We start from the raw sequence: 21,419 nt of genomic DNA, 5'->3' as shown, positions 1-21,419 counted from the left end.
GATGTTGATTGCGTTTTTCTTCAAACTGCGTGAATACCGCTTGCCTGTAAGCCTGCGCGAGCTACTTGATTTAATTAACGCCTTAAAAAAAGGCGTTATATTTGCCGATATAGACGCCTTTTACCATTTAGCACGCACCATAATGGTAAAAGATGAAACGCACTTTGATCGATTCGACAAAGCTTTTAGCGACTACTTTAGCGGTATTGCCGACCTTGATTTACTCGAGAGTTTAAAGCAACAGCACAACTTACCTGAAGATTGGTTACGTAAAGAGTTTGAAAAAAACCTAAGCGATGAAGAAAAAGCCCAACTTAAAGCCATGGGCGGGCTCGATGAGCTTATGAAAACCCTAAAAGAGCGTTTAGAAGAGCAGCAAAAACGCCACGCTGGCGGCAATAAATGGGTGGGCACTGGCGGCACATCACCTTTTGGTGCATACGGCTATAACCCAGAAGGTGTGCGTATAGGGCAAGACGGCAACCGTAACCGCCAAGCGGTAAAAGTGTGGGATAAACGAGAATACAAAAACCTCGACACCGACAGAGAAATTAGTTCGCGCACAGTTAAACTCGCCCTTAAAAAACTACGTAAGTTTGCCCGCACTGGCGCAAGCGACACGCTTGATTTAAACGAGACTATTCGCGCTACTGCAAAACAAGGCGGCATGCTTGATGTAAAAATGGCGCCCGAACGCCACAATGCAGTAAAAGTATTGATGCTGTTTGATATTGGCGGCTCAATGGATGACTACATCCACACCTGCGAAGAATTATTTAGCGCCGCTCACAGCGAGTTTAAACACCTAGAGTTTTACTACTTTCATAACTGTTTATACGAGCACGTTTGGCAAGACAACGCACGCCGCCATTCAAACGTGATTGACACCATGACGCTGATTAATAAATTTACCAGCGACTATAAAGTAATATTTGTTGGCGATGCCACTATGGGACCTTACGAAATAGCCTACCCTGGCGGCTCGGTAGAACACTACAATGAAGATCCCGGCAGTGCCTGGTTATCACGTGTCACAAACCACTTTGATAAAGTCGCCTGGCTCAACCCACAACCCGTTGAACACTGGCCGTACTATCAATCTATTGGCTTTATAAAAGAGTTAATGAACAACCGCATGTATGCCCTTAGTTTAGATGGGATAAGTAGAGCGATAAAAGAGCTGAGTTGATAGTTAATATCAATGACAGCCCAGTGTCAGTGGCGGACGGTCGTAACCTTAGCTCCTTGTTATGTGAATGTACTGTGAACCATTTCAATATATGGGAAAATAGGTTCCACGATTGATATAAATAGCTCTTTGGCTTTTTCCCATTTATCAATAGTCGTAAGAAAGGTACCTATTACAAGTAAAAATGTAAGCCAAGCCATTCGTCTCTGAATTGCCACCTGTCGCTTTTGAATAATGTTTGCAGATTCATTGTTTTTTATGCTTTCTTTTGTAAGGGTAAAGTAATGTATGCCCTTTCCTTTCATTTTATACAATGGGTCATTTTCATTCTGATGCGAGATTTTTTGAACTTCTCCATCCTCAACGCAGGACTCAAGAATCCAATCTAAAGATTGAGATACTTGCTGATAAACTTTAAATTCACCTACATAGTGGTTACCAAATAATGATTTTGATAACTCACTTTTCCTAAATGTACCTCTCTGAAGAAAATCATCATTATTCATCAGAGCTTCATAAATTTCGAATTTACTTCTGAGTGGTGTTCTAAGGCGTCTAAAAACGGTTACTTTACGAAAATAAGTAAAGATTTTGTGTTTGAGTATACTTAAATATATTGCTCCGGTAGCCCTTAACAAAAATAACTTTATAAGCATATAAAGTGAACATTTCTGTTCACGAACATCCCAACCTTTAAAATAGTAATTCACATCAATTCGAGCATATCGGAGGTAATCAATGGACATTAAACAGTCTGAAAATTCAGAATCGTGCCTTCTCTTCATACGTCCTGCTAGAATACCTCCCCATCTAGCTGAATTTTTCGAAGGCATGAATTCAAAATTAATTCTTAGCGCCCCGCGGTTTTTAGATGGAATATTAGCAAGTTCTTTGATTTCCCCTTCAGGGACAAAAATATGCACTTCAAAGAAGTTGTATTTTTTCGTTTCATCAGAACTTAATGAAAAACGGTCTGGGCAAATATATTTTGAGAAATAGTTTATCAACCAAAATTTAAGATAGTCAGATATTAGTTTCAGAATGATGCACCGATTTATAAGGATTCATATAACAACTTTATCAGAGGACACTTTACCTATCTTAGCGTGAAAACATCCTTATTTTGTGAAATTACATTAATAGCAAATAGTGTAAGCTATTGCCAGCTATAAATATTAGGCTTACTGTAGGTTATTTAAACATGTGAAAAAAGAAAAGTTTTCTCTTATGATTACTAATCTAATTACAACTCAGCTGAATGACTGCTTCACGCTCTTAGCTGCCACAAGAAAGTAATAGATCGCGTCTTTCTTTTTGTCTTTTAAAATAATAAATAATCCAAAGGAACTTACAACTCAGCTATATGATTTAGCGTCTCAGGATGACACTGCACAAGTTTTAGCAATATTATCGCTTGCCCATTAGGTGCACTGCGTCCTTGTTCCCAGTTTTCAAGCGTTCTTGCTGAGGTATGTAGAATGTTAGCAAACACACCACGCGACATATTAAATGTTTCTCGAATATTTACTATTTCATCCGATGAGATAGCAAGGTCGTTGATATCATTTACCTTATGAGAACGTAACGTAAGCTTTCCTTGTGAATGCGCTTTAGCATCACCAAGAGTTGTAGTTAATTCTGAAAATAAATCACGCTTGCTCATTGCGCCATGCCTTTGAAAGCTATCTAAATAATCTTTATATCATGCAGCAATATTTATTATTACTTGCTAATAAACTTACACATTCCGAGCCCTAAAACATCGCCATCACGTTTTACATAACCATACTGTGTATAAAAACTTTCTTTACCGTGAGCACTTAATAAAGCTATTGTAGCGCCATTAGAGCAGGTGCTGCTTAGATAGTTTTCAATGTGGGTCATAACTAAATGACCAATGCCCTTGCTTTGATAACTTGGCGCAACAATTACATCTTGAATATAAAAATACATTGCGCCATCACCAATCACTCTACCAGTGCCTATCAACTTATCAGTGTCGTACACGGCAACCCAAAACTGTGAGTTTTCGATGCTTGCTTTTAATGTTTTATCGTCAGGATTTTGCCACTTTACTTGTGTACGTAAATTAGCAAATTCATCCAGTGCTGGGGCTTTAAATTCAACTTTATAAACCATAATATCCCCTACTCACTTTTAAAGCACTTTACTCATAAACAAGCTGTACGGATCTAACTCATAATCACCAAATGGTTCGCATTCTTTAAAACCAAATTGAGTGTAAAGCTTTTGTGCGGGCAAAAATGCCTTTGCCGTGCCGGTCTCTAAGCTTAACTTTTTGTAACCTCGCAAAGTTGCTTGCTCAATAATATGCGTGAGCAATTTAGCAGCGATGCCTTGGCGTAAATAGTTGCTTGATGTGCGCATTGATTTAATTTCGCCATGCGTTGTATTTAGTGCTTTTAAAGCGCCAACACCCGCTAAATTATTATCAATCCATAAGCTATAAAAAGTTATATCGGGCTGAGTGAGTTTACTCACATCAAGTGCATGTACGCTCTCAACGGGTGAGTGTTTTAACATATCGTTATGATGCGCTTGTAGTAGCTTTATAACGTGTGGGTTTGAAAGCTCACCTGTTCTAATATCCATTTATACCTCGTTTAACCCTAGAATTTAATGCTTTAGGGCTTTAATTAAAACCCTAAAGTAAGTGGTTATATTTAGAATGCTAGTTTCCACACTACAAAAGCGACAGCAAACCCAACTAAGTACACCAAACCTAACCACGTTAAACTACGTAGTAAAACGCTATGCTTTATAGCAGGCTCTGAGCGCACAAGGCTAAAGTTGAGCCATGCAAATACAGGCGTTGTAACAAATGAAAGCGTCATCGCAAAAGTAAGCATGGGGCCAAGGGCTGATTTAAAAAATAAAATAACGGCCATACCGGCAAGTGCTTGTAGTATTAACCAAATATTTAAGCTGTGTTTTGATTGCCCAAAGCCAAGTAGTTTATGAGACTCGTTAAGCGTGCGGGCGTAGCCATCTAGCACGGTGAGTGTGGTGCCAAACATACATAAAAAAGCGATTGCTGATACCAGCGGCCTTGCCCACTCGCCTATTGTTAATGCGTACATATCAATAAGCTGCTTGGCAAACGCAACACCGCCGAGTTCTATACTACTGGTTTGCCCATACTGCACTAATACACCTAAGCTAAAAAATACCAAGGCTAAGCCAGCTGTAAGCCAGTAACCTACGTTAAAATCGAACAAGCCTTGGCTTTTAGAAACTGTTTGCTGCGCTTGTTTTTCTTTTAGCCATAAAGAACTTAATGCAGATATTTCGATAGGGGCTGGCATCCAGCCCATTAAAGCCACCATAAAGCTAAGCATGGCAAGTTCATACGGTGAAGGTCCCACATAATCAGCAGGTGCCATTGGGCCGTTACTAAATGCAATGGCAAGGGCAATCAAAGTAGCGAGCGTAAGCAGCCCCATAATACCTTTGGCAACGTTATCTAGCGCTTTAAAGTGTCCAAGTAGCAATATAACTAAACATACACCCAGCAGCATCCAGCAAAGCAAGGTTACTTCAATAACCACGGGTAAGGCGTAATGCAGTAAGCTTGCGGTAAGCAGTAATACGCCGGCGGTATTAACAACAGCGGCAACAATGTTTAAGCCAATAAAACTGTAGAAGTAAAACGGACCTTTGCTTTTATAGCCCTCCACTAGGCTATTTTTAGTGGCGAGTGTGTATTCCATACCAAAGCGAAAAAACGGGTACTTTAAAACATTAACAACGAGGATAAGCCAAAATAATTGCCAGCCAAATATTGCCCCAGCTTGCGTAGAGGCAACTAGGTGAGATCCGCCAATAGCGGCTGTTGCCATGAGTATTCCAGGCCCAAGCGCACCTAGTCGAGACTTCCATACTGCTTTTATTGTGTGCATTAATTTCTCAAAATATGTGTGTTGTGTGTTCTTTTTATTAATTTTTATAATTAATAAACTGCAAGAACGCATAACTTACCTAAATTACAGGCAATAAAAAAGAGCCATACGGCTCTTTTTTACAATACTTTGTGACTAAATTTTATTTAAGATCCATCTCTTGGATGATCTCGTGTGCGATTTCAGGTGTAGTGCTAACAGGCTTTTCGTGTAAGTTTGCTTTTATCTGCCCTTTTCGATGTTTTAGTGCTGCATCGAGTTTTTTAGCTGCACTTGCAATGGCAGGGTACATAACTTCGTTTTCCCCTTTTACCGATATGCGCGTGCCTTCATAATTAGTGCTAATTTCAGCTTGGATTTTATGATGTTCTTTAGACAAAATAATTTCGAGTGCAATAAGCGATGGGAAATGGCTCTCGATTTTTGAAAATTTTTCGTTGATGTGCTCTCTAATAGAGTCAGTAACTTCAACATGGTGACCAGAAAGATTAATTTTCATAGGGTATCCTTTTATTTGTTACCTCATAAATAGTATTGGGGGCTATTTAGATTAACACAAGGAAAAAAGAGAGATATTTGAGGTTTATTTGCGGTTTTTGGTGATTTAAATCATGCGTTGCGCAAAGTTTATGCAAAGCCCATAGTGCATGGGCTTTCAGACGTCTAGCTGTACTGATTAATCTGTGTACGAACAACAGTAGTCAGCAAAATCAGATACTTTTACTTTAAAGCTTACATTTGCATCAACATTAAACGATTCACCCGCGTTAAATGTTTTCCACTCACTTGCACCTGGTAATAAAATATCCCATTGGCCAGCTAAAAGCTCCATGCACTCTTTTTGGTTTGTATCAAAAACAAACTCACCTGGTTGCATAAAGCCTAACGTTTTCGCTTCGCCATCACCTAAAATAACGGTACGGCTCGACACTTTTCCGTCAAAATATACATTGGCTTTTTTTACTACACTCACGTTATCGAACTTTGGCATTTTTAGCTCCTGCTATTAATTTAAGATTTTTATTTATAAATATTATCGCACTACCTTGCCTGATAGCTTACTTTCTTGCAAGGAAAGCTGCATTGATCAAGGTGAAGTTGCTTCATGTAAGGGCATAAAAAAACCCGCAACATGTGCGGGTTTTTCAATTACTTACTTTATTTAATCGAAGCGATTAAAAAAGCTCGTTTGCTTTGCTTACAATGTTTGCCACTGTAAAACCAAAGTGCTCAAACAGCTCGCCTGCAGGTGCTGACTCACCAAAGGTAGTCATACCTACTACTGCGCCGTTTAGACCTACGTACTTGTACCAGTAGTCAGCAATACCAGCTTCTACTGCTACGCGGCGTGAAACAGATGCCGGTAATACGCTTTCTTTGTATGCTGCGCTTTGATCTTCAAAGGCATCAGTACATGGCATAGATACAACACGTACCTTTTTACCTTGGCTGCGTAGCTCAGTTGCTGAATCTTGTGCTAGTTTCACTTCAGAGCCCGTCGCAATAAAGATAATCTCTGGATTGCCGTCACAGCTAAGGATGTAACCACCCTTTTTAACATCTGCTAATTGCTGTGCGTCACGTGCTTGTTGCTCAAGACCTTGGCGAGTAAAGATAAGCGATGTAGGCCCGTCTTTACGCTCAATAGCTTGTTGCCATGCAATTGCCGACTCAACTTGGTCACATGGACGCCAGTTGTATAAGTTAGGCGTTAAACGCATGCTTGCAATTTGCTCTACTGGTTGGTGAGTTGGACCATCTTCACCTAAACCAATTGAATCATGCGTGTATACAAAAATGCTTGGTTGCTTCATTAATGCAGCCATACGCACAGCATTTTTTGCATATTCAACAAACATTAAGAACGTAGCACCGTAAGGAATAAAGCCTTTATGAAGGGCAATACCATTCATAATTGCCGACATACCAAACTCACGCACACCGTAATAAATGTAGTTACCGCTTGCATCATCGCGTGTTAAACCTTTAGAGCCATCCCAAATTGTTAAGTTTGAGCCAGCTAAATCGGCTGAGCCACCCATAAATTCTGGTAATAACGGACCAAATGCGTTTAATGCATTTTGCGATGCTTTACGAGACGCTGGGTTTGCAGGGTTTGCTTGTAATTGCTCAATGTACGCTTGAGATTTTTCAGCCCAATCGCCAGGCAGTTCGTTATTAATACGACGCTTATATTCAGCTGCAAGCTCTGGGTATGCTTTTGCGTATGCTGCAAATTTTTCGTCCCAGCTTGATTCAAGCTGCTGACCTTTTTCTTTGCTATCCCATTGTGCGTAAATATCATCAGGAATTTCGAACGCATCGCCAGTCCAACCTAAGAATTCGCGAGACGCTTTAATTTCGTCATCACCTAGTGGTGCACCGTGACAATCGTGGCTACCAGATTTATTAGGTGAGCCGTAACCAATAATTGTTTTACAACAAATTAGTGAAGGTTTATCGGTAACGCTTTTTGCTTCTGCAATTGCAGCACTTACAGCATCGCTGTCGTGGCCATCAACACCACTAATTACATGCCAACCGTATGCTTTAAAGCGAGCTGGTGTATCATCTGTAAACCAACCTTCTACTTCGCCATCGATTGAGATGCCGTTGTCATCCCAAAATGCAACAAGTTTCCCCAGACCTAATGTGCCTGCAAGTGAACCTGCTTCATGAGAAATACCTTCCATAAGGCAACCATCGCCCATAAATGCATAGGTAAAGTGATCAACAATATCGTGACCTTCACGGTTAAACTGTGCAGCAAGTGCTTTTTCAGCAATTGCCATACCTACTGCATTTGTGATCCCTTGACCTAATGGACCCGTAGTAGTTTCGATTCCTGGTGCATAACCATATTCAGGGTGACCTGGTGTTTTAGAATGCATTTGACGGAAGTTTTTAATTTCGTCCAGTGGTAAGTCGTAACCACTTAGGTGCAATAGAGAATAGATAAGCATTGAACCGTGGCCGTTTGAAAGAATAAATCTGTCACGGTCAGCCCACTCTGGATTCGTTGGGTTATGTTTTAGATAATCGCGCCATAATACTTCTGCGATATCAGCCATGCCCATAGGGGCTCCAGGGTGACCAGATTTGGCCTTTTGTACTGCGTCCATTGACAAGACGCGAATAGCATTTGCAAGTTCTTTGCGAGATGGCATGAATTCTCCTACCTTTATGTGTATTTGCGCGGGTATTTATGTGTTTGTTTATGCACCCAAGTAACTTGGGTTCGTTTATACCGACCATTCTTACTTATTGTGGGGGCTGTGTGCAATTAAAAACCCTATAAAAGTGAGGCATTATGAATATTTTTTAAGACCAAAAAGTTATTAGTAATTTTATTTAGACGTCTAGGCGTAAAAACACTATGCAAGGTGTTTTGTTTTCGATAAAATACGCCCCTTAATTTTTTAGCGCTAATACCGACGTTTGTGAAGCGCAATATTTGTGAGCAGAATTACAATGGCAAAACATTTATTTACTTCTGAATCAGTTTCTGAAGGTCATCCGGATAAAATCGCCGATCAAATCTCTGATGCGGTACTTGATGCTATCCTAGAGCAAGACTCTCATGCCCGTGTTGCATGCGAAACTTACGTAAAAACCGGTATGGTTATGGTTGGTGGTGAAATCACTACTAGCGCATGGGTTGATATCGAAGAAATTACACGTAAAACAATTCGTGACATTGGCTACACAAATTCAGACATGGGCTTTGATGCCGATTCATGTGCAATTTTAAACACTATTGGTAAACAGTCTCCAGACATTAACCAAGGTGTTGACCGTACTAGCCCAGAAGAGCAAGGCGCTGGCGACCAAGGCTTAATGTTTGGTTACGCATGTAACGAAACAGAAGTACTAATGCCTGCTCCAATTACTTACTCACACCGTTTAGTACAGCGCCAAGCGCAAGTACGCAAAAGCGGCGAGCTTAATTGGTTACGTCCAGATGCAAAATCTCAAGTTACTTTTGCATACGAAAATGGCAAACCTGTAGGTATTGATGCTGTTGTACTTTCTACTCAGCACAGCGAAGACATTTCGCAAAAAGATTTAGTAGAAGCTGTGATGGAAACAATCATCAAGCCGGTACTCCCTGCAGAGCTTATTACAAGTGCAACTAAGTTTTTCATTAACCCAACAGGTCGCTTTGTAATTGGCGGACCAATGGGTGACTGTGGTTTAACTGGTCGTAAAATCATTGTAGATACATACGGTGGTATGGCTCGTCACGGTGGTGGTGCATTCTCTGGTAAAGATCCATCAAAAGTTGACCGTTCAGCAGCATACGCTGCACGTTACGTTGCTAAAAACATTGTTGCTGCTGGTCTTGCTGACAAGTGTGAGCTACAAGTCTCTTACGCAATTGGTGTTGCAGAGCCTACTTCTATCAGCGTTGAAACGTTTGGTACAAGCAAGCTAGAAGAAAGCCGTTTAATCGAGCTTATTCGTGAACATTTTGACCTGCGCCCTTACGGCTTAATTCAAATGCTTGATTTAGAGCGCCCTATCTACCTTCCTACAGCGGCTTACGGCCACTTTGGTCGTGACGAATTCCCTTGGGAACGTACAGATAAAGCAGACGCACTTCGCGCAGCTGCCGGCCTTTAAGCCAAAATTGTTGTAGTAAATTAAAAACGGCCCTTTTAAGGGCCGTTTTTACATCTAAAACTTATTCGCTATATTGTTTGTAGAGCGTCTACAAAATAACTATTAAATCGACCTCGAATTCTTTTGTACTTTAGGTATATACTTATTTCATTATAAAAGCTTTAGGGACAGTTAAATGGCCGATAACTTTCGCGTTATATTTTCAGGACTTGCCGATAACGTTGACATAAAAACAGCATGTACAAATTTAGCTGCAAAATTAAAAACGTCAGATGAAAAAGTAGCTCTTTTTTTTAAAGGTAAGCCACTGTTTGCACCAAGCGATAAAGACAAAGCGTTAAAACAGGCTAAGTTACTAGCAGGCTTAGGCATTAAAAGTAAGCTTCAAGCTGTTTCAAACATCATTCAAAATGGCTCAAACCCTGCTGCAAATAACAATCAACGTGATGAACGTATTTTTGATGCACTCGATTACATCACTAGCAGCTTAATTCGCCTTGAAGAAAAGTTAGACGAGTTAGAGCAACGCCTTCCTGAAGCTCAGTTAAAAGCACCAGACGAAAGTATTGACGAATGGCAAGGTGACGATCTAATGCTAGGTGATGATTTAGCGCCTCCTAAAAAACGCAGTAACTTACTTTTATATTCATTGATTGCAACTGCCACCATTTTGCTAGTCGTACTGGCTGTTTTTTTAATTTTTCCCGATTTATTCTCTTTTTAAGAATGGCTAATTAATTTAATGAGCAATAAACGCGCAAAAATAAGAGCGGAAATTCGTAACACCCGTAAAAACTTGTCAAATAATCAGCAAATAATTGCTGCGCAATCGCTAAAAATGAATTTTATTCAACATTTAAAAAGCGAAAAAACAACGAATTCAAAGAATATTGCCATTTACTTAAGTAACGATGGGGAGCTAGACACTTCATTGTTAATTAAAGAATTATGGAGTTTAAACCATACCGTTTACCTACCTATAATACACCCATTCAATGGCGCTAATTTACTATTTCAGCGCTATGAGAAAAACTCACCCATGAGAGCAAATCGCTATGGTATCTTGGAGCCTGAGCTGAACTGCTCTCAAATATGCCCATTACCAGTGCTTGATTACCTCCTTATGCCATTAGTTGCATTTGATAAACAAGGTAATCGCCTAGGAATGGGAGGTGGGTTTTACGACCGGACATTGGCGCGTTTGCACGAACAAAATTGGCAAAAACCACAACTAATTGGCCTTGCACATGAATGCCAAAAAGTTGAGGCCCTACCAATCGAGTCGTGGGATGTACCACTTAAAACCATTATCACCCCAGATAAAACATACTGTTGGTAACAATTAAATTTGATTACTAACCGCATATTTCTGACATACATGAGCACAAAGCAATGACACAAGACGAATTAAAAAAAGCAGCTGCTTGGGCAGCACTCGAGTTTGTAAAAGAAAACACTATTGTAGGTGTGGGTACAGGCTCTACTGTTAATCACTTTATTGATGCCCTTGGTTCAGTAAAGGACACTATTGTAGGCGCTGTATCAAGCTCAGAAGCCTCAACCGCGCGCTTACAAGCGTTAGGTATTGAAGTATTTGAGCTTAATAACGTTGCTGCTTTAGATGTATACGTTGACGGCGCTGACGAAATAAACGATCAAAACGAAATGATTAAAGGTGGCGGCGCAGCCCTTACTCGCGAAAAAATAGTAGCCGCTGTAGCTAAACAATTTGTGTGCATTGTAGATGACACCAAATTAGTAAAAACATTAGGCGACTTCCCGCTTCCGGTAGAAGTTATTCCAATGGCTCGCAGCTACGTTGCACGAGAATTATTAAAGCTTGGTGGTGACCCTGTTTATCGCCAAGGCGTAGTTACCGATAACGGTAACGTTATATTAGATGTATTTAACTTAAAAATTACCAATGCTAAACAACTTGAAGCACAAATAAATTCAATTGTTGGCGTAGTTACCAACGGCCTATTTGCAATGCGTGGTGCTGATAAAGTGATTATCGGTACTAAAAATGGGCCACAAATTAAATAGGATGAGGTTATGAGTAAGGTATCGTTAGCAAAAGACAAAATTAAAATTCTCTTGCTTGAAGGTGTTCACCAAAGCGCTGTTGAAACGCTAAAACGTAACGGTTACAGCAATATCGACTACGTTAAAACATCCTTACCTGAGGACGAATTAAAAGAGCGCATTAAAGATGTTCACTTTGTAGGACTTCGTTCTCGTACTCATATTAACCAAGCCGTATTAGACTCAGCTGACAAGCTAGTTGCTGTTGGGTGTTTTTGTATTGGTACAAACCAAGTTGATTTAGATGCAGCACGCGAACGCGGTATTGCTGTATTTAACGCACCATTTTCTAATACTCGTTCAGTTGCTGAACTTGTACTTGGTGAAATCCTACTTTTATTACGCGGTATTCCAGAGCGTAATGCAGCGGCTCATCGTGGTGGCTGGTTAAAAACAGCAAATGGTTCGTTTGAAGCACGTGGTAAAACATTAGGTATTATTGGCTACGGTCACATTGGTACTCAGCTAGGTATTATGGCTGAAAATATCGGTATGAACGTTGAATATTACGATATCGAAGATAAATTATCACTCGGTAATGCAAAGCAAGTTCACAACCTAACTCAGCTGTTACAACGCTCTGATATTATTAGTTTACACGTACCAGAAACACCGCAAACTAAAAATCTTATTGGTAGCGCAGAACTTGCTGTTATGAAGCAGGGATCTATTTTGATCAATGCTTCACGCGGAACTGTTGTTGATATTGATGCACTTGCAGAAGCACTAACAGAGAAAAAACTAAGTGGAGCAGCAATCGATGTGTTCCCTACTGAGCCAAAGTCTAACGATGAAGAATTTGTATCGCCACTGCGCCAATTCGACAATGTTATTTTAACGCCGCACATTGGTGGTTCTACACAAGAAGCGCAAGAAAACATTGGTATTGAAGTAGCGGGTAAACTGGCTAAATACTCAGATAATGGCTCAACTATTACTGCCGTTAACTTCCCTGAAGTATCGCTGCCTGAGCTTGCTAATCGTAGCCGTTTATTACACGTGCACCACAACCGCCCTGGTGTACTAACGCAAATTAACCAAGCGTTTGCACAGCACGGTATTAACATTGCTGCGCAATACCTACAAACAGACGCATCTATTGGTTATGTAGTTATTGATGTAGATACAGATCAATCTGAAGTAGCACTTAAAGAACTAAGCGCTGTTGAGGGTACAATTAGAGCACGTATTTTACATTAATAAGTACTTTTGATATTAAGAAGGGTCCTTATGGACCCTTTTTTGTATTTAGATTACATATACTTTCTTAAGTATTTTTTGAATACCGGATCTGTTGCAGCCAACTCTTTTTGCTCAGCTAATATCTCTTTTAAAATAGCGCCTGAGGTAAGCGGGTTAGCAAGGACCACTCTAAATACAACCGTTGGTTGATTGTCGTATTTAGAAGGCGTTAAACGAGTACGTGATACAAATGAGCGACCAGACTCTCGCTGACGTTTTTGCATACTGGCAGTAAAACGATTCAGAGAGGCAAAAATATCTAACCGAGTTGCAGCATCTGCATCGGCTATTGCTTGTTTAATTTGCTTAGGTACATAACGATACGTTAATAAGCACAATTCAGGTTCTGAAATAAGCTCAAAGTCTTCATCAGCTTTAATTAAATCAGCAAAGTAATGTGCTTTTTTGATGCTTCGATCAATCAGCATTTCGTAACCTTTACGACCAATAACACGTAAGCAAGCATGTACTAACATTGCCATACCAGGTCGGCTGCCTTCAAGCGTGTGGCTACCTAAGTCTTTTGAACCTTTACGTAATATGTACTCAGCGTGATGCTCTATTGCATCAGTTGCAGCGGGATCTTTAAATAAAACTAAGCCCGCTCCCATTGGTACATACATTTGTTTATGTGCATCGATGGTAATTGAATCTGCTCGCTCAATCCCTTTTAGTAAAGGGCGATGCGTGTTCGATAAAAGGGTTGCTCCTCCCCATGCAGCATCTACATGAAAATGGCAGTTAATGTCTTGTGCTAAGTCGGCCATTTCATCAAGTGGGTCAATATTACCGGTTTCGGTTGTACCCGCTACCCCAATAATCGCCATTACTTTAATGCCTTGCGATTCAAGCTCACGTGCTTTTTCGCGCATAGCTCCTACATCTACTTTATTATTTTCGCAGGTTTTAATACCAATTAAGTTATCGCGGCCAATACCGAGTAAATCAACCGATTTACCTAATGAGTAATGTCCGCGTTCTGATATTAATACTGCTAAACCTTTATAGCCGTAATGCAGCATACCGGCAATTAGGCCTTGTGCGCCGATACCTCTAAAATCGCCATCGGGTTTTAATAAGCGGTTTCGAGCAATCCAAAGCGCAGTAATATTAGCAACCGTTCCACCAGAGCAAAATGCACCTAATGAGGTTTTAGCACTGTGCATCCATTTAGAATAAAATGAATCTTCTTGCCCATAAGCTAAATGATGCATCATTCCAAGCACTTGACGCTCAAGAGGCGTAAACGCTTTAGACGTTTCTATTTTTACTAGATTTTGATTTAGCCCTACCATCAATTTTGACAGAGGTAATAAAAAATGCGGCAAGGCAGAGGTCATGTGACCAATAAAGCTAGGCGCAGCTGTATGCACAGAATGCGCAACAAGTTGCTCCATTATGTCTTGGGCATAAGCAGATACAAACGTTGGATCCTCTGGGATCACTGCCGACTGAAAATCTTTTTCGATTTCATGTAATGGTTTTTCAATTGCCGCTATATTTTCGTTTAGAAAACCTGCTAAATTACTCGAAATTTCAAGCTCGATTTTGCTTAAAGTTGAGTCTGGCGCTTCAGGTACAGTAAATATACGCTTAAGGCTTTCTTTAGAGGCGACGGCACAACGCTTTTGATCCATCTCAATACCTAGTGTGTGTAGCTAAAACACGCGCTTACCCATCAAAAACGCCTACTTATTAGGACATTTAGAGCAATCGTGTTTCTTTAAAAATTGCGCTAACTTTACTGCAATATAACTAAAATGTCTCGTTTAAACCTATAAAAGCAATCAAAGCGATGACAAAAAAATGATAATTTAATTAAAACTCTACCAAACCTAATTATTTATTGGGCATTTACTTATTTTGGGTATAATAAATTTGATAACAAAAAAGGGACACATATGCCAGAAGGAAGAGTCAAAGTTAGTTGGATAGTGGCAGGCTTTAGCTTGTTTTTAATAAGCTTACTTACCTATGTTTACTACACTTACCAAACCACGCGTGCTGAAATAATGCAGTCGGTTGATAATCGCTTACTTAATGCAGCCACCAGCGTAAAACATATTTTAGGTGAAAATTACTTAAGTGCGGTTAATCAAGGCGACAACATAAGTTTTTCTTACTATCAAGATAAAAGTAAACAGCTCTCTGAGTTTGCTCAAGCACTTGATATTGCTTATGTGTATTCAATGATTTTAAAAGACGGAAAGGTTCTTTTTAGCTCATCAAGCTACACGCAAGACGATCAGAATAATGGCAAAGTAACTCAATTTTTAGATCTCTACCCTGAAGCTACCGATGCCAATATAAGTGCTTTTTACTCAACCGAGCCTGTATTTGAAATATCGAGCGATCAGTGGGGCCACTTTAAAACTATTTTTATTCCTTACGTTGACCCTATTAACGGCAATACCTATTTAACGGGTGCCGATATAACTATTTACAATTTAAACGAGAAACTTAAAGAAAGCGTATCAAAAGCAGCTGCAATGGCTAGCTTCTTCTTTTTTATCGCGATACTTGTTGCCGCCATATATATTTATTTACTAAAGCGCTCGTTAGCAACTGACTCAAGTACTGGTTTTTCAAATCATATTGCTCTTGAGTACTTTATTAAAAAAAGTAATGCTCATCACATGCAGTTAGCCGTTATTTGGGTTAATGAAATAGAAGATATAAACAGTTTCTACGGCACTGAAGTGGGTGATAAAGTAATGAAAAACTTACTTATTCACTTTAAATTCAGAAGCTCTGCGCATTGCCATATATACAGACTAGCAACCAACAAAATAGTATTACTCGCGCCTAAAGAAATGAGTAATGACGAATTTACCGATCTCGTAAAAACATATAACTTTAATACCCCAGTGTTAACTGACCCTTTTATTTATATAACTCTATGTGCAGGTATTGCCAGTGGCAATAAATCGCTACTACTTGAAAACGCTCATATAGCGGCGCTGCAAGCTAAACAAGGCAGGCATAGCGTAGTTAACTACTCAAAAGCGCTACACGATGTAAAAACGCAATATCAATACAATGTTGAAATGGCTAAAGAGGTGCGTGAAGCGTTTGATAACAACCGTATAGTGCCTTACTTTCAACCCATTATTGATACAAATACCAACAAGGTCGTTCAATACGAATGTTTAGCTCGAATGGTAACGGCGCAAGGGGAAGTGTTGAAACCTGATGCATTTTTAAATGTTGTTACTCGATCAAGAATGGACGGAATACTTACCCGTACTATATTTTCACAATGTGTTAGTCGCTTTAGAAAAACCGATATTTGCTGGAGTTTAAATATAACAGCACAAGATATGCTCGACCCTAATTTAAGTGAGTTTATTGCGGACGAACTTAAGCGCTACCCGCATCCTGGTAATATCACACTAGAGCTTTTAGAAACCCAAGCTATTGCCAACTTTTCTGAGGTAAAAGCATTTATTGGAATGGTTAAAACGAAAGGCGTTAAGGTTATTATTGATGACTTTGGTAGTGGTTATTCAAATATATCAAACGTACTTAAGCTGGAAGTAGATGGTATTAAGCTAGATGGCGCACTAATAAAGCAAATAGTGCATGACAAAGACATCTATTTATTTATTGAACATATAGCCAGTTTTGCTAATCAACTTGGTTTGCAATTAATGGCAGAGTCGGTAGAAAATGCAACCATAGTAACCGCACTTAAAAAGGCGGATGTGACACTAATGCAAGGCAACTACTTTGCCCACCCAGTGTCACATGTTAGTACGGTTATAGAAGAAGAATTAGCACTTTAACTTACTTTAGCGAGGTAAGTTAATAACGAGTCGGTGGCTTTGCTGGCCACTGGCCCAGTATTTACGCTCAAAAGGCGTAATGGCATCGTCTGACTCATAAAGCGTTACATCGCAAGGGTTGCCTGTTAATTCGAGCGCCCGAGCAAACTCCTTAACGTAAATATCCCAATTGCTGCGTACTTCTAATTTTCCACCTAACTTAACAATAAATGGAAAAATAGCTGCGCCATGCCAGCGCCTACGAATATGCTTAGATTTAGGCCACGGGTTTGGATACAACAAATAATGGTGCGTAGGTTGCCAATTAGCAGCTACCGCTAAACGCCAAAAGTCATTTAAGTCTGCTTGCACTAAGATGTACTGACCACTGTCGGTTTGCTTATATTCAACATCGTGCTTATCTAATCGGTGCGACGATTTATCAATACCAATTATAAGTGCATCTGGGTGGCGCTTAGCTAAGTTAGCTGAGCTTTCACCTACGCCACAACACGAGTCTAAAATAAGCGGGCCACTAAAGGCTTGTACTTTAGCATTAACCTCGTCAAATGCGGCTTGGGTATGCGCTGCAATTGGCTTTTTAAATTCAGCATCTAAGTGCTTATTTACTATTTCATCAAGCTTTTCGTGAATACCCGCTTGATTAGATACAATACTACGTGAATTTGCATCACTCATTAATGTCTTAGCCCCACACCTTTTTTGATCAATGTAAGCGCTAATGTAAATAACGCTGTTATAAATACTAAAATAACCCCAAGAGCCACGCTCAAATCAACATCCGACACACCTAAAAAGCCATAACGGAACGCGTTAACCATATAAATTATAGGATTAATTTGCGATACATTTTGCCAAAGTTCTGGCAGTAATGTAATAGAATAAAACACACCCCCTAAGTAGGTTAATGGCGTTAAAATAAAGGTTGGGATAATACTAATATCATCAAAGCTATTTGCGTAAATTGCATTAATCAAACCACCTAAAGCAAATACGGCTGAGGTTAAAATAACCGTCGCCATAATTACAAAAATATTATGAATTTGAATATCAACAAATAATAACGATACACAGGTAACTATAAAGCCCACCATAATACCGCGCGTCATACCGCCACCCATATAACCTAGAACAATGATGTAGTTAGGTACAGGTGCAACTAAAAGCTCTTCAATGCTTTTTTGAAACTTTGTTGAATAAAAACTAGAGGCTACGTTCGAGTATGAGTTTGTAATAACCGACATCATTATAAGGCCCGGTACAATAAACTCCATGTAGCTAAAACCGCCCATATCGCCAATTCGTGAACCAATTAAGTTACCAAAAATAACAAAATATAAGCTCATTGTAATTGCTGGCGGTACTAAGGTTTGCACCCAAATACGTAAAAAACGAATACACTCTTTAATCCATAAACTCTTTAAGGCTACGCCATATTTAAACATTTATTCGCCCCGCCCTTGCTCTAGTAATCCTACAAATAACTCTTCTAGTCTGTTTGCTTTATTTCGCATACTCAATACAGTATTACCTTGAGCTGTTAATGCACTAAAAACCGCATTTAACCCTTGTGATTTAGCAACTTCCACCTCAACAGTGCGATCGTCTGTCATGGTAAATTTATAGCCATCAAGCGTTACAGGATTTGCAGGCGTTTTTAAATCTAAAATAAAGGTTTCTTTATCAAGCTTTGCAAGCAGTGCTTTAATTGTGGTGTTTTCAACAATTCGACCATTATCGATAATCGCAATATTTTTACACAGTAACTCTGCTTCTTCAAGGTAATGCGTAGTTAAAATAATGGTAACGCCTTGCTGATTTATTTGGCGTAAAAAATCCCACATTGAGCGACGAAGCTCTATATCAACACCTGCTGTTGGCTCATCAAGTATAAGCAACTTTGGTTCGTGCATAAGCGCACGTGCAATCATTAAGCGGCGTTTCATACCACCTGAAAGCGTACGCGCTTGTTTGTCTTTTTTCTCAAGTAAACCAAGTTGAGCTAGGTATTTATCAGCACGCTTATGGGCTTCAGCGCGTGGAACACCGTAATAACCAGCTTGATTAACAAGTATTTGGCTAAGTGTTTCAAACTGACTAAAGTTAAACTCTTGCGGCACTAAGCCTAAATGCGCTTTTGCGGCTTCTAAATCAGTATCAATATCGCAACCGAATACTTCTACTTTGCCTTTTGTTTTATTAACAAGTGAGGAAATAACACCAATAGTGGTTGATTTACCAGCTCCATTTGGGCCAAGCAAGGCGAAAAAATCACCTTCGTAAACTTGTAAATCAACGCCTTTAATGGCCTCAACACCATTTTTATAAACCTTAGTAAGGCCTTCTATATTTAAAGCAATATTTTGCTTAACCATTACTTACCCTCACCATAACCCCAACGTTTTGTTAGGTTATGTTCAATGTTTAAATGATCTAAAATTCTTGCCACCATAAAATCGACTAAGTCTTCAATACTTTGTGGCTTATGATAAAAACCAGGTGCTGCTGGCATAATAGTTACCCCTAAACGAGATAACTTAAGCATGTTTTCTAAATGAATTTCGTTAAATGGTGTTTCGCGCGGTACTAAAATTAGCTGCCCGCGTTCTTTTATTACAACATCAGCGGCGCGCTCTAATAAGTTATCTGACGCCCCTACTGCAATTGCAGAAACCGATCCTGCACTACACGGGCATACCACCATTTTTTTAGGCGCAGCAGAGCCCGAAGCCACAGGGCTAAACCAGTTATCTTTACCGTATACTTTTAACTGCCCAGATTTAGCATTAAACAGCGTACTTAACTGCTCAGTGGCTTTATCTTCGTTACCAGAGAGCTTAATATTTGATTCTGTATCAAGCACCACTCGCGCTGCACTTGAGATAAGTACGTAAACTTGAAATTGCTGCTCAAGCAATACTTCAAGTAACCTTAAACCATAAGGCGCACCTGATGCACCGCTAAAAGCGAGCGTAATTCTATCTTTAAATTGCACACTATTCTCCGCTGTATTTATCAGCTAAACCATCAACAAGGTGTTGATGAAGGCCATTAAAACCGCCATTGCTCATAATTAAAATATGCTGATTAGGCTCAATATTTTCAAGCACCGTATCAATAATTGTTTGCGTGCTGCTAAAGCACTGCATGCCTGCTTTATCTGCTTGCTCTTTTAGCGACCAATTTAGATTCTCTGGTTCAAAAAGTAGTACGTCGTCAGCATCACGCAGTGAATCTAATAATGTATATTGGTGCACGCCCATTTTCATAGTGTTTGAGCGCGGCTCTAAAATAGCGATAATTTTTTCATCACCTACTTTTGCGCGCAGTCCTGCAAGCGTAGTTTTAATTGCTGTTGGGTGATGCGCAAAATCGTCATACACCTTAATATTATTAATATCAGCCTTTAGCTCCATACGCCTTTTAGGGCTAATAAATTCTCCTAAGGCATCAATACTATGATCAACAGCTATACCCACATGACGCGCTGCTGCGATAGTCATAATTGCATTTTTAACGTTATGCTCGCCTATTGCTTGCCAGCAAACAGTGCCCTGCTTTTCGTTATTTAAAAGTACATTAAACTCACTACCATCGGCTTTTATTAATTCATAGCTCCAATCATCGCCTAGCGTTTCGCTTTCGCTCCAAAGCCCTTGTGCTATTACGTCATTAAGCGCTACGTCTTGCTTAGGCCAAATTACCTTGCCGCTTTGAGGTAATGTACGCATTAAGTGATGAAATTGTTTTTTTATTGCGTTCAAATCTTCGAAAATATCAGCGTGATCGAATTCAAGATTATTTAAAATAAGTGTACGTGGAAGGTAATGGACAAACTTACTGCGCTTATCAAAAAAAGCAGTGTCGTATTCATCGGCTTCAATAACAAAAAATGGCGTTTCACCCACTTTTGCCGATACACCAAAATTTTGGACTATGCCGCCAATTAAAAACCCTGGTTTTAAACCTGCATATTCTAAAACCCACGCAAGCATACTTGCTGTGGTTGTTTTTCCATGCGTACCCGCTACAGCAAGTACCCACGATTTTTGTAATAAATTATGTTTAAGCCATTCAGGGCCTGAGGTGTAAGGCAGACCTTTATCAAGCACATATTCAACACACGGGTTACCACGGCTCATTGCATTACCGACAACTACCATATCTGGTTTTGGCTCTAATTGAGACACGTCGTAGCCTTGAGTCAGTTCAATGCCAAGCTCTTCAAGTTGCGTACTCATTGGTGGGTAAACGTTTTGATCAGAACCCGTTACTTTATGACCTAATGATTTAGCAATGGCTGCAATACCACCCATAAACGTGCCACAAATGCCCAAAATATGTATATGCATATACTTTCCTTAAATCGTATGCTCACTTTACAGCTATGCAAAGTTTAATGGCGCTATAATGCCAAAATTCGTGCTTAGTTACTATGTACGTCTGCACAATTCACTCGTGCCAAAAACACGTTAATTAGTTTTTTAAACGCTAAAAATCAAAAAATAGGCACGTTCACCTACCCTGTATTGCTTTTAATCAATTATTATCAATGTTATAAACCAGCTTGCTGTA

Annotated in this window: 21 protein-coding genes; 7 read left to right on the top strand and 14 right to left on the bottom strand. The window is 39.7% G+C overall.

All coding sequences use genetic code 11. From position 1 onward, the window contains the following. Position 1 precedes the first annotated feature (1 nt). Positions 2-1,189: a vWA domain-containing protein gene (locus AAEY68_RS13475; protein WP_350586109.1), complete on the top strand. Its 1,188-nt coding sequence runs from the start codon at positions 2-4 to the stop codon at positions 1,187-1,189. Between the two features lie 59 nt (positions 1,190-1,248). Here the strand turns inward: AAEY68_RS13475 and AAEY68_RS13470 are convergent, their stop codons facing one another. The 8 genes from AAEY68_RS13470 to tkt all read right to left on the bottom strand — a co-directional run bounded on the left by AAEY68_RS13470 (position 1,249) and on the right by tkt (position 8,276). Then, complete coding sequence (locus AAEY68_RS13470) at positions 1,249-2,196, bottom strand: hypothetical protein (protein ID WP_305137831.1); 948 nt, start codon at positions 2,194-2,196, stop codon at positions 1,249-1,251. Between the two features lie 341 nt (positions 2,197-2,537). Then, entirely contained in the window at positions 2,538-2,852 is a 315-nt protein-coding gene (locus tag AAEY68_RS13465; RefSeq protein ID WP_024594067.1) for a helix-turn-helix domain-containing protein, read from the bottom strand. A 59-nt stretch (positions 2,853-2,911) separates the two neighbouring features. Then, positions 2,912-3,328, bottom strand: coding sequence for a GNAT family N-acetyltransferase (locus tag AAEY68_RS13460; RefSeq protein ID WP_024594068.1), 417 nt, complete (start codon positions 3,326-3,328; stop codon positions 2,912-2,914). 18 nt (positions 3,329-3,346) lie between these two features. After that, positions 3,347-3,802 carry a GNAT family N-acetyltransferase gene (locus AAEY68_RS13455; protein WP_024594069.1) on the bottom strand — a complete coding sequence of 152 codons (456 nt, stop codon included), beginning with the start codon at positions 3,800-3,802 and terminating at the stop codon, positions 3,347-3,349. Positions 3,803-3,873: 71 nt separating this feature from the next. Further along, the gene (locus AAEY68_RS13450) at positions 3,874-5,049 is read right to left on the bottom strand and encodes an NRAMP family divalent metal transporter (protein WP_154903690.1); all 1,176 of its coding nucleotides are present in this window, start codon (positions 5,047-5,049) and stop codon (positions 3,874-3,876) included. A 202-nt stretch (positions 5,050-5,251) separates the two neighbouring features. Continuing rightward, the gene (hpf, locus tag AAEY68_RS13445; protein WP_007584763.1) at positions 5,252-5,608 is read right to left on the bottom strand and encodes a ribosome hibernation-promoting factor, HPF/YfiA family; all 357 of its coding nucleotides are present in this window, start codon (positions 5,606-5,608) and stop codon (positions 5,252-5,254) included. Between the two features lie 177 nt (positions 5,609-5,785). After that, positions 5,786-6,100 carry a pyrimidine/purine nucleoside phosphorylase gene (ppnP, locus tag AAEY68_RS13440; RefSeq protein WP_002958974.1) on the bottom strand — a complete coding sequence of 105 codons (315 nt, stop codon included), beginning with the start codon at positions 6,098-6,100 and terminating at the stop codon, positions 5,786-5,788. Between the two features lie 184 nt (positions 6,101-6,284). Further along, on the bottom strand, positions 6,285-8,276 hold the full coding sequence (gene tkt, locus AAEY68_RS13435) for a transketolase (RefSeq protein WP_024594070.1): 1,992 nt from the start codon (positions 8,274-8,276) through the stop codon (positions 6,285-6,287). A 304-nt stretch (positions 8,277-8,580) separates the two neighbouring features. Here tkt and metK point away from each other — a divergent pair, with 304 nt between their 5' ends. The 5 genes from metK (at position 8,581) to serA (ending at position 13,017) form a co-directional block, all read left to right on the top strand. Continuing rightward, positions 8,581-9,732, top strand: coding sequence for a methionine adenosyltransferase (metK, locus tag AAEY68_RS13430; protein WP_007584761.1), 1,152 nt, complete (start codon positions 8,581-8,583; stop codon positions 9,730-9,732). A gap of 175 nt (positions 9,733-9,907) precedes the next feature. Next, positions 9,908-10,456: a hypothetical protein gene (locus AAEY68_RS13425; protein WP_024594071.1), complete on the top strand. Its 549-nt coding sequence runs from the start codon at positions 9,908-9,910 to the stop codon at positions 10,454-10,456. A gap of 18 nt (positions 10,457-10,474) precedes the next feature. Next, the gene (locus AAEY68_RS13420) at positions 10,475-11,071 is read left to right on the top strand and encodes a 5-formyltetrahydrofolate cyclo-ligase (protein WP_024594072.1); all 597 of its coding nucleotides are present in this window, start codon (positions 10,475-10,477) and stop codon (positions 11,069-11,071) included. A 53-nt stretch (positions 11,072-11,124) separates the two neighbouring features. Further along, a complete protein-coding gene (rpiA, locus tag AAEY68_RS13415) occupies positions 11,125-11,778 on the top strand; it encodes a ribose-5-phosphate isomerase RpiA (RefSeq protein ID WP_024591469.1) in 654 nt (217 codons plus the stop codon). A 9-nt stretch (positions 11,779-11,787) separates the two neighbouring features. Continuing rightward, the gene (serA, locus tag AAEY68_RS13410; RefSeq protein WP_024594074.1) at positions 11,788-13,017 is read left to right on the top strand and encodes a phosphoglycerate dehydrogenase; all 1,230 of its coding nucleotides are present in this window, start codon (positions 11,788-11,790) and stop codon (positions 13,015-13,017) included. Positions 13,018-13,070: 53 nt separating this feature from the next. On the opposite strand, the gene panP is transcribed toward serA, so the two are convergent. Further along, positions 13,071-14,696 (bottom strand): pyridoxal-dependent aspartate 1-decarboxylase PanP, encoded by a 1,626-nt coding sequence (gene panP / locus AAEY68_RS13405; RefSeq protein WP_024594075.1) that lies wholly within the window; start codon positions 14,694-14,696, stop codon positions 13,071-13,073. 264 nt (positions 14,697-14,960) lie between these two features. Between panP and AAEY68_RS13400 the strand changes: the two genes are divergently transcribed. Then, positions 14,961-16,844, top strand: coding sequence for an EAL domain-containing protein (locus tag AAEY68_RS13400; protein WP_350586103.1), 1,884 nt, complete (start codon positions 14,961-14,963; stop codon positions 16,842-16,844). 6 nt (positions 16,845-16,850) lie between these two features. On the opposite strand, the gene trmB is transcribed toward AAEY68_RS13400, so the two are convergent. The 5 genes from trmB to mpl are packed head-to-tail and all read right to left on the bottom strand — an operon-like array spanning position 16,851 to position 21,196. Beyond that, a complete protein-coding gene (gene trmB, locus AAEY68_RS13395; RefSeq protein ID WP_007584750.1) occupies positions 16,851-17,522 on the bottom strand; it encodes a tRNA (guanine(46)-N(7))-methyltransferase TrmB in 672 nt (223 codons plus the stop codon). After that, on the bottom strand, positions 17,522-18,289 hold the full coding sequence (locus tag AAEY68_RS13390; RefSeq protein WP_350586101.1) for an ABC transporter permease: 768 nt from the start codon (positions 18,287-18,289) through the stop codon (positions 17,522-17,524). Before AAEY68_RS13390 ends, trmB begins: the two co-directional genes overlap by 1 nt. Then, positions 18,290-19,219, bottom strand: coding sequence for an ABC transporter ATP-binding protein (locus AAEY68_RS13385; protein ID WP_024594076.1), 930 nt, complete (start codon positions 19,217-19,219; stop codon positions 18,290-18,292). It lies immediately after the preceding gene. Further along, positions 19,219-19,839, bottom strand: coding sequence for a flavin prenyltransferase UbiX (locus AAEY68_RS13380; RefSeq protein WP_007584746.1), 621 nt, complete (start codon positions 19,837-19,839; stop codon positions 19,219-19,221). The genes AAEY68_RS13385 and AAEY68_RS13380 overlap by 1 nt, the downstream gene beginning before the upstream one ends. A 1-nt stretch (position 19,840) precedes the next feature. Beyond that, a complete protein-coding gene (gene mpl / locus AAEY68_RS13375) occupies positions 19,841-21,196 on the bottom strand; it encodes a UDP-N-acetylmuramate:L-alanyl-gamma-D-glutamyl-meso-diaminopimelate ligase (protein ID WP_024594077.1) in 1,356 nt (451 codons plus the stop codon). Positions 21,197-21,419 lie beyond the last annotated feature (223 nt).

Source organism: Pseudoalteromonas sp. RB2-MNA-CIBAN-0110, from assembly GCF_040309305.1.
Lineage (GTDB): Bacteria > Pseudomonadota > Gammaproteobacteria > Enterobacterales > Alteromonadaceae > Pseudoalteromonas > Pseudoalteromonas arctica.
Note: the sequence above shows the minus strand (reverse complement) of the source record. Positions and strands in the feature narration are given on the sequence as shown.

What these genes read in the sequence shown, in the direction of transcription:
- AAEY68_RS13425 (WP_024594071.1), top strand. Translation starts at nt 9,908, where the DNA reads ATGGCCGATAACTTTCGCGTTATATTTTCAGGACTTGCCGATAACGTT.
- AAEY68_RS13400 (WP_350586103.1), top strand. Translation starts at nt 14,961, where the DNA reads ATGCCAGAAGGAAGAGTCAAAGTTAGTTGGATAGTGGCAGGCTTTAGC.
- rpiA (WP_024591469.1), top strand. Translation starts at nt 11,125, where the DNA reads ATGACACAAGACGAATTAAAAAAAGCAGCTGCTTGGGCAGCACTCGAG.
- ppnP (WP_002958974.1), bottom strand. Translation starts at nt 6,100, where the DNA reads ATGCCAAAGTTCGATAACGTGAGTGTAGTAAAAAAAGCCAATGTATAT.
- tkt (WP_024594070.1), bottom strand. Translation starts at nt 8,276, where the DNA reads ATGCCATCTCGCAAAGAACTTGCAAATGCTATTCGCGTCTTGTCAATG.
- AAEY68_RS13450 (WP_154903690.1), bottom strand. Translation starts at nt 5,049, where the DNA reads ATGGCAACAGCCGCTATTGGCGGATCTCACCTAGTTGCCTCTACGCAA.
- panP (WP_024594075.1), bottom strand. Translation starts at nt 14,696, where the DNA reads ATGGATCAAAAGCGTTGTGCCGTCGCCTCTAAAGAAAGCCTTAAGCGT.
- hpf (WP_007584763.1), bottom strand. Translation starts at nt 5,608, where the DNA reads ATGAAAATTAATCTTTCTGGTCACCATGTTGAAGTTACTGACTCTATT.
- serA (WP_024594074.1), top strand. Translation starts at nt 11,788, where the DNA reads ATGAGTAAGGTATCGTTAGCAAAAGACAAAATTAAAATTCTCTTGCTT.
- mpl (WP_024594077.1), bottom strand. Translation starts at nt 21,196, where the DNA reads ATGCATATACATATTTTGGGCATTTGTGGCACGTTTATGGGTGGTATT.
- AAEY68_RS13385 (WP_024594076.1), bottom strand. Translation starts at nt 19,219, where the DNA reads ATGGTTAAGCAAAATATTGCTTTAAATATAGAAGGCCTTACTAAGGTT.
- AAEY68_RS13460 (WP_024594068.1), bottom strand. Translation starts at nt 3,328, where the DNA reads ATGGTTTATAAAGTTGAATTTAAAGCCCCAGCACTGGATGAATTTGCT.
- metK (WP_007584761.1), top strand. Translation starts at nt 8,581, where the DNA reads ATGGCAAAACATTTATTTACTTCTGAATCAGTTTCTGAAGGTCATCCG.
- AAEY68_RS13465 (WP_024594067.1), bottom strand. Translation starts at nt 2,852, where the DNA reads ATGAGCAAGCGTGATTTATTTTCAGAATTAACTACAACTCTTGGTGAT.
- AAEY68_RS13390 (WP_350586101.1), bottom strand. Translation starts at nt 18,289, where the DNA reads ATGTTTAAATATGGCGTAGCCTTAAAGAGTTTATGGATTAAAGAGTGT.
- AAEY68_RS13475 (WP_350586109.1), top strand. Translation starts at nt 2, where the DNA reads ATGTTGATTGCGTTTTTCTTCAAACTGCGTGAATACCGCTTGCCTGTA.
- trmB (WP_007584750.1), bottom strand. Translation starts at nt 17,522, where the DNA reads ATGAGTGATGCAAATTCACGTAGTATTGTATCTAATCAAGCGGGTATT.
- AAEY68_RS13455 (WP_024594069.1), bottom strand. Translation starts at nt 3,802, where the DNA reads ATGGATATTAGAACAGGTGAGCTTTCAAACCCACACGTTATAAAGCTA.
- AAEY68_RS13420 (WP_024594072.1), top strand. Translation starts at nt 10,475, where the DNA reads ATGAGCAATAAACGCGCAAAAATAAGAGCGGAAATTCGTAACACCCGT.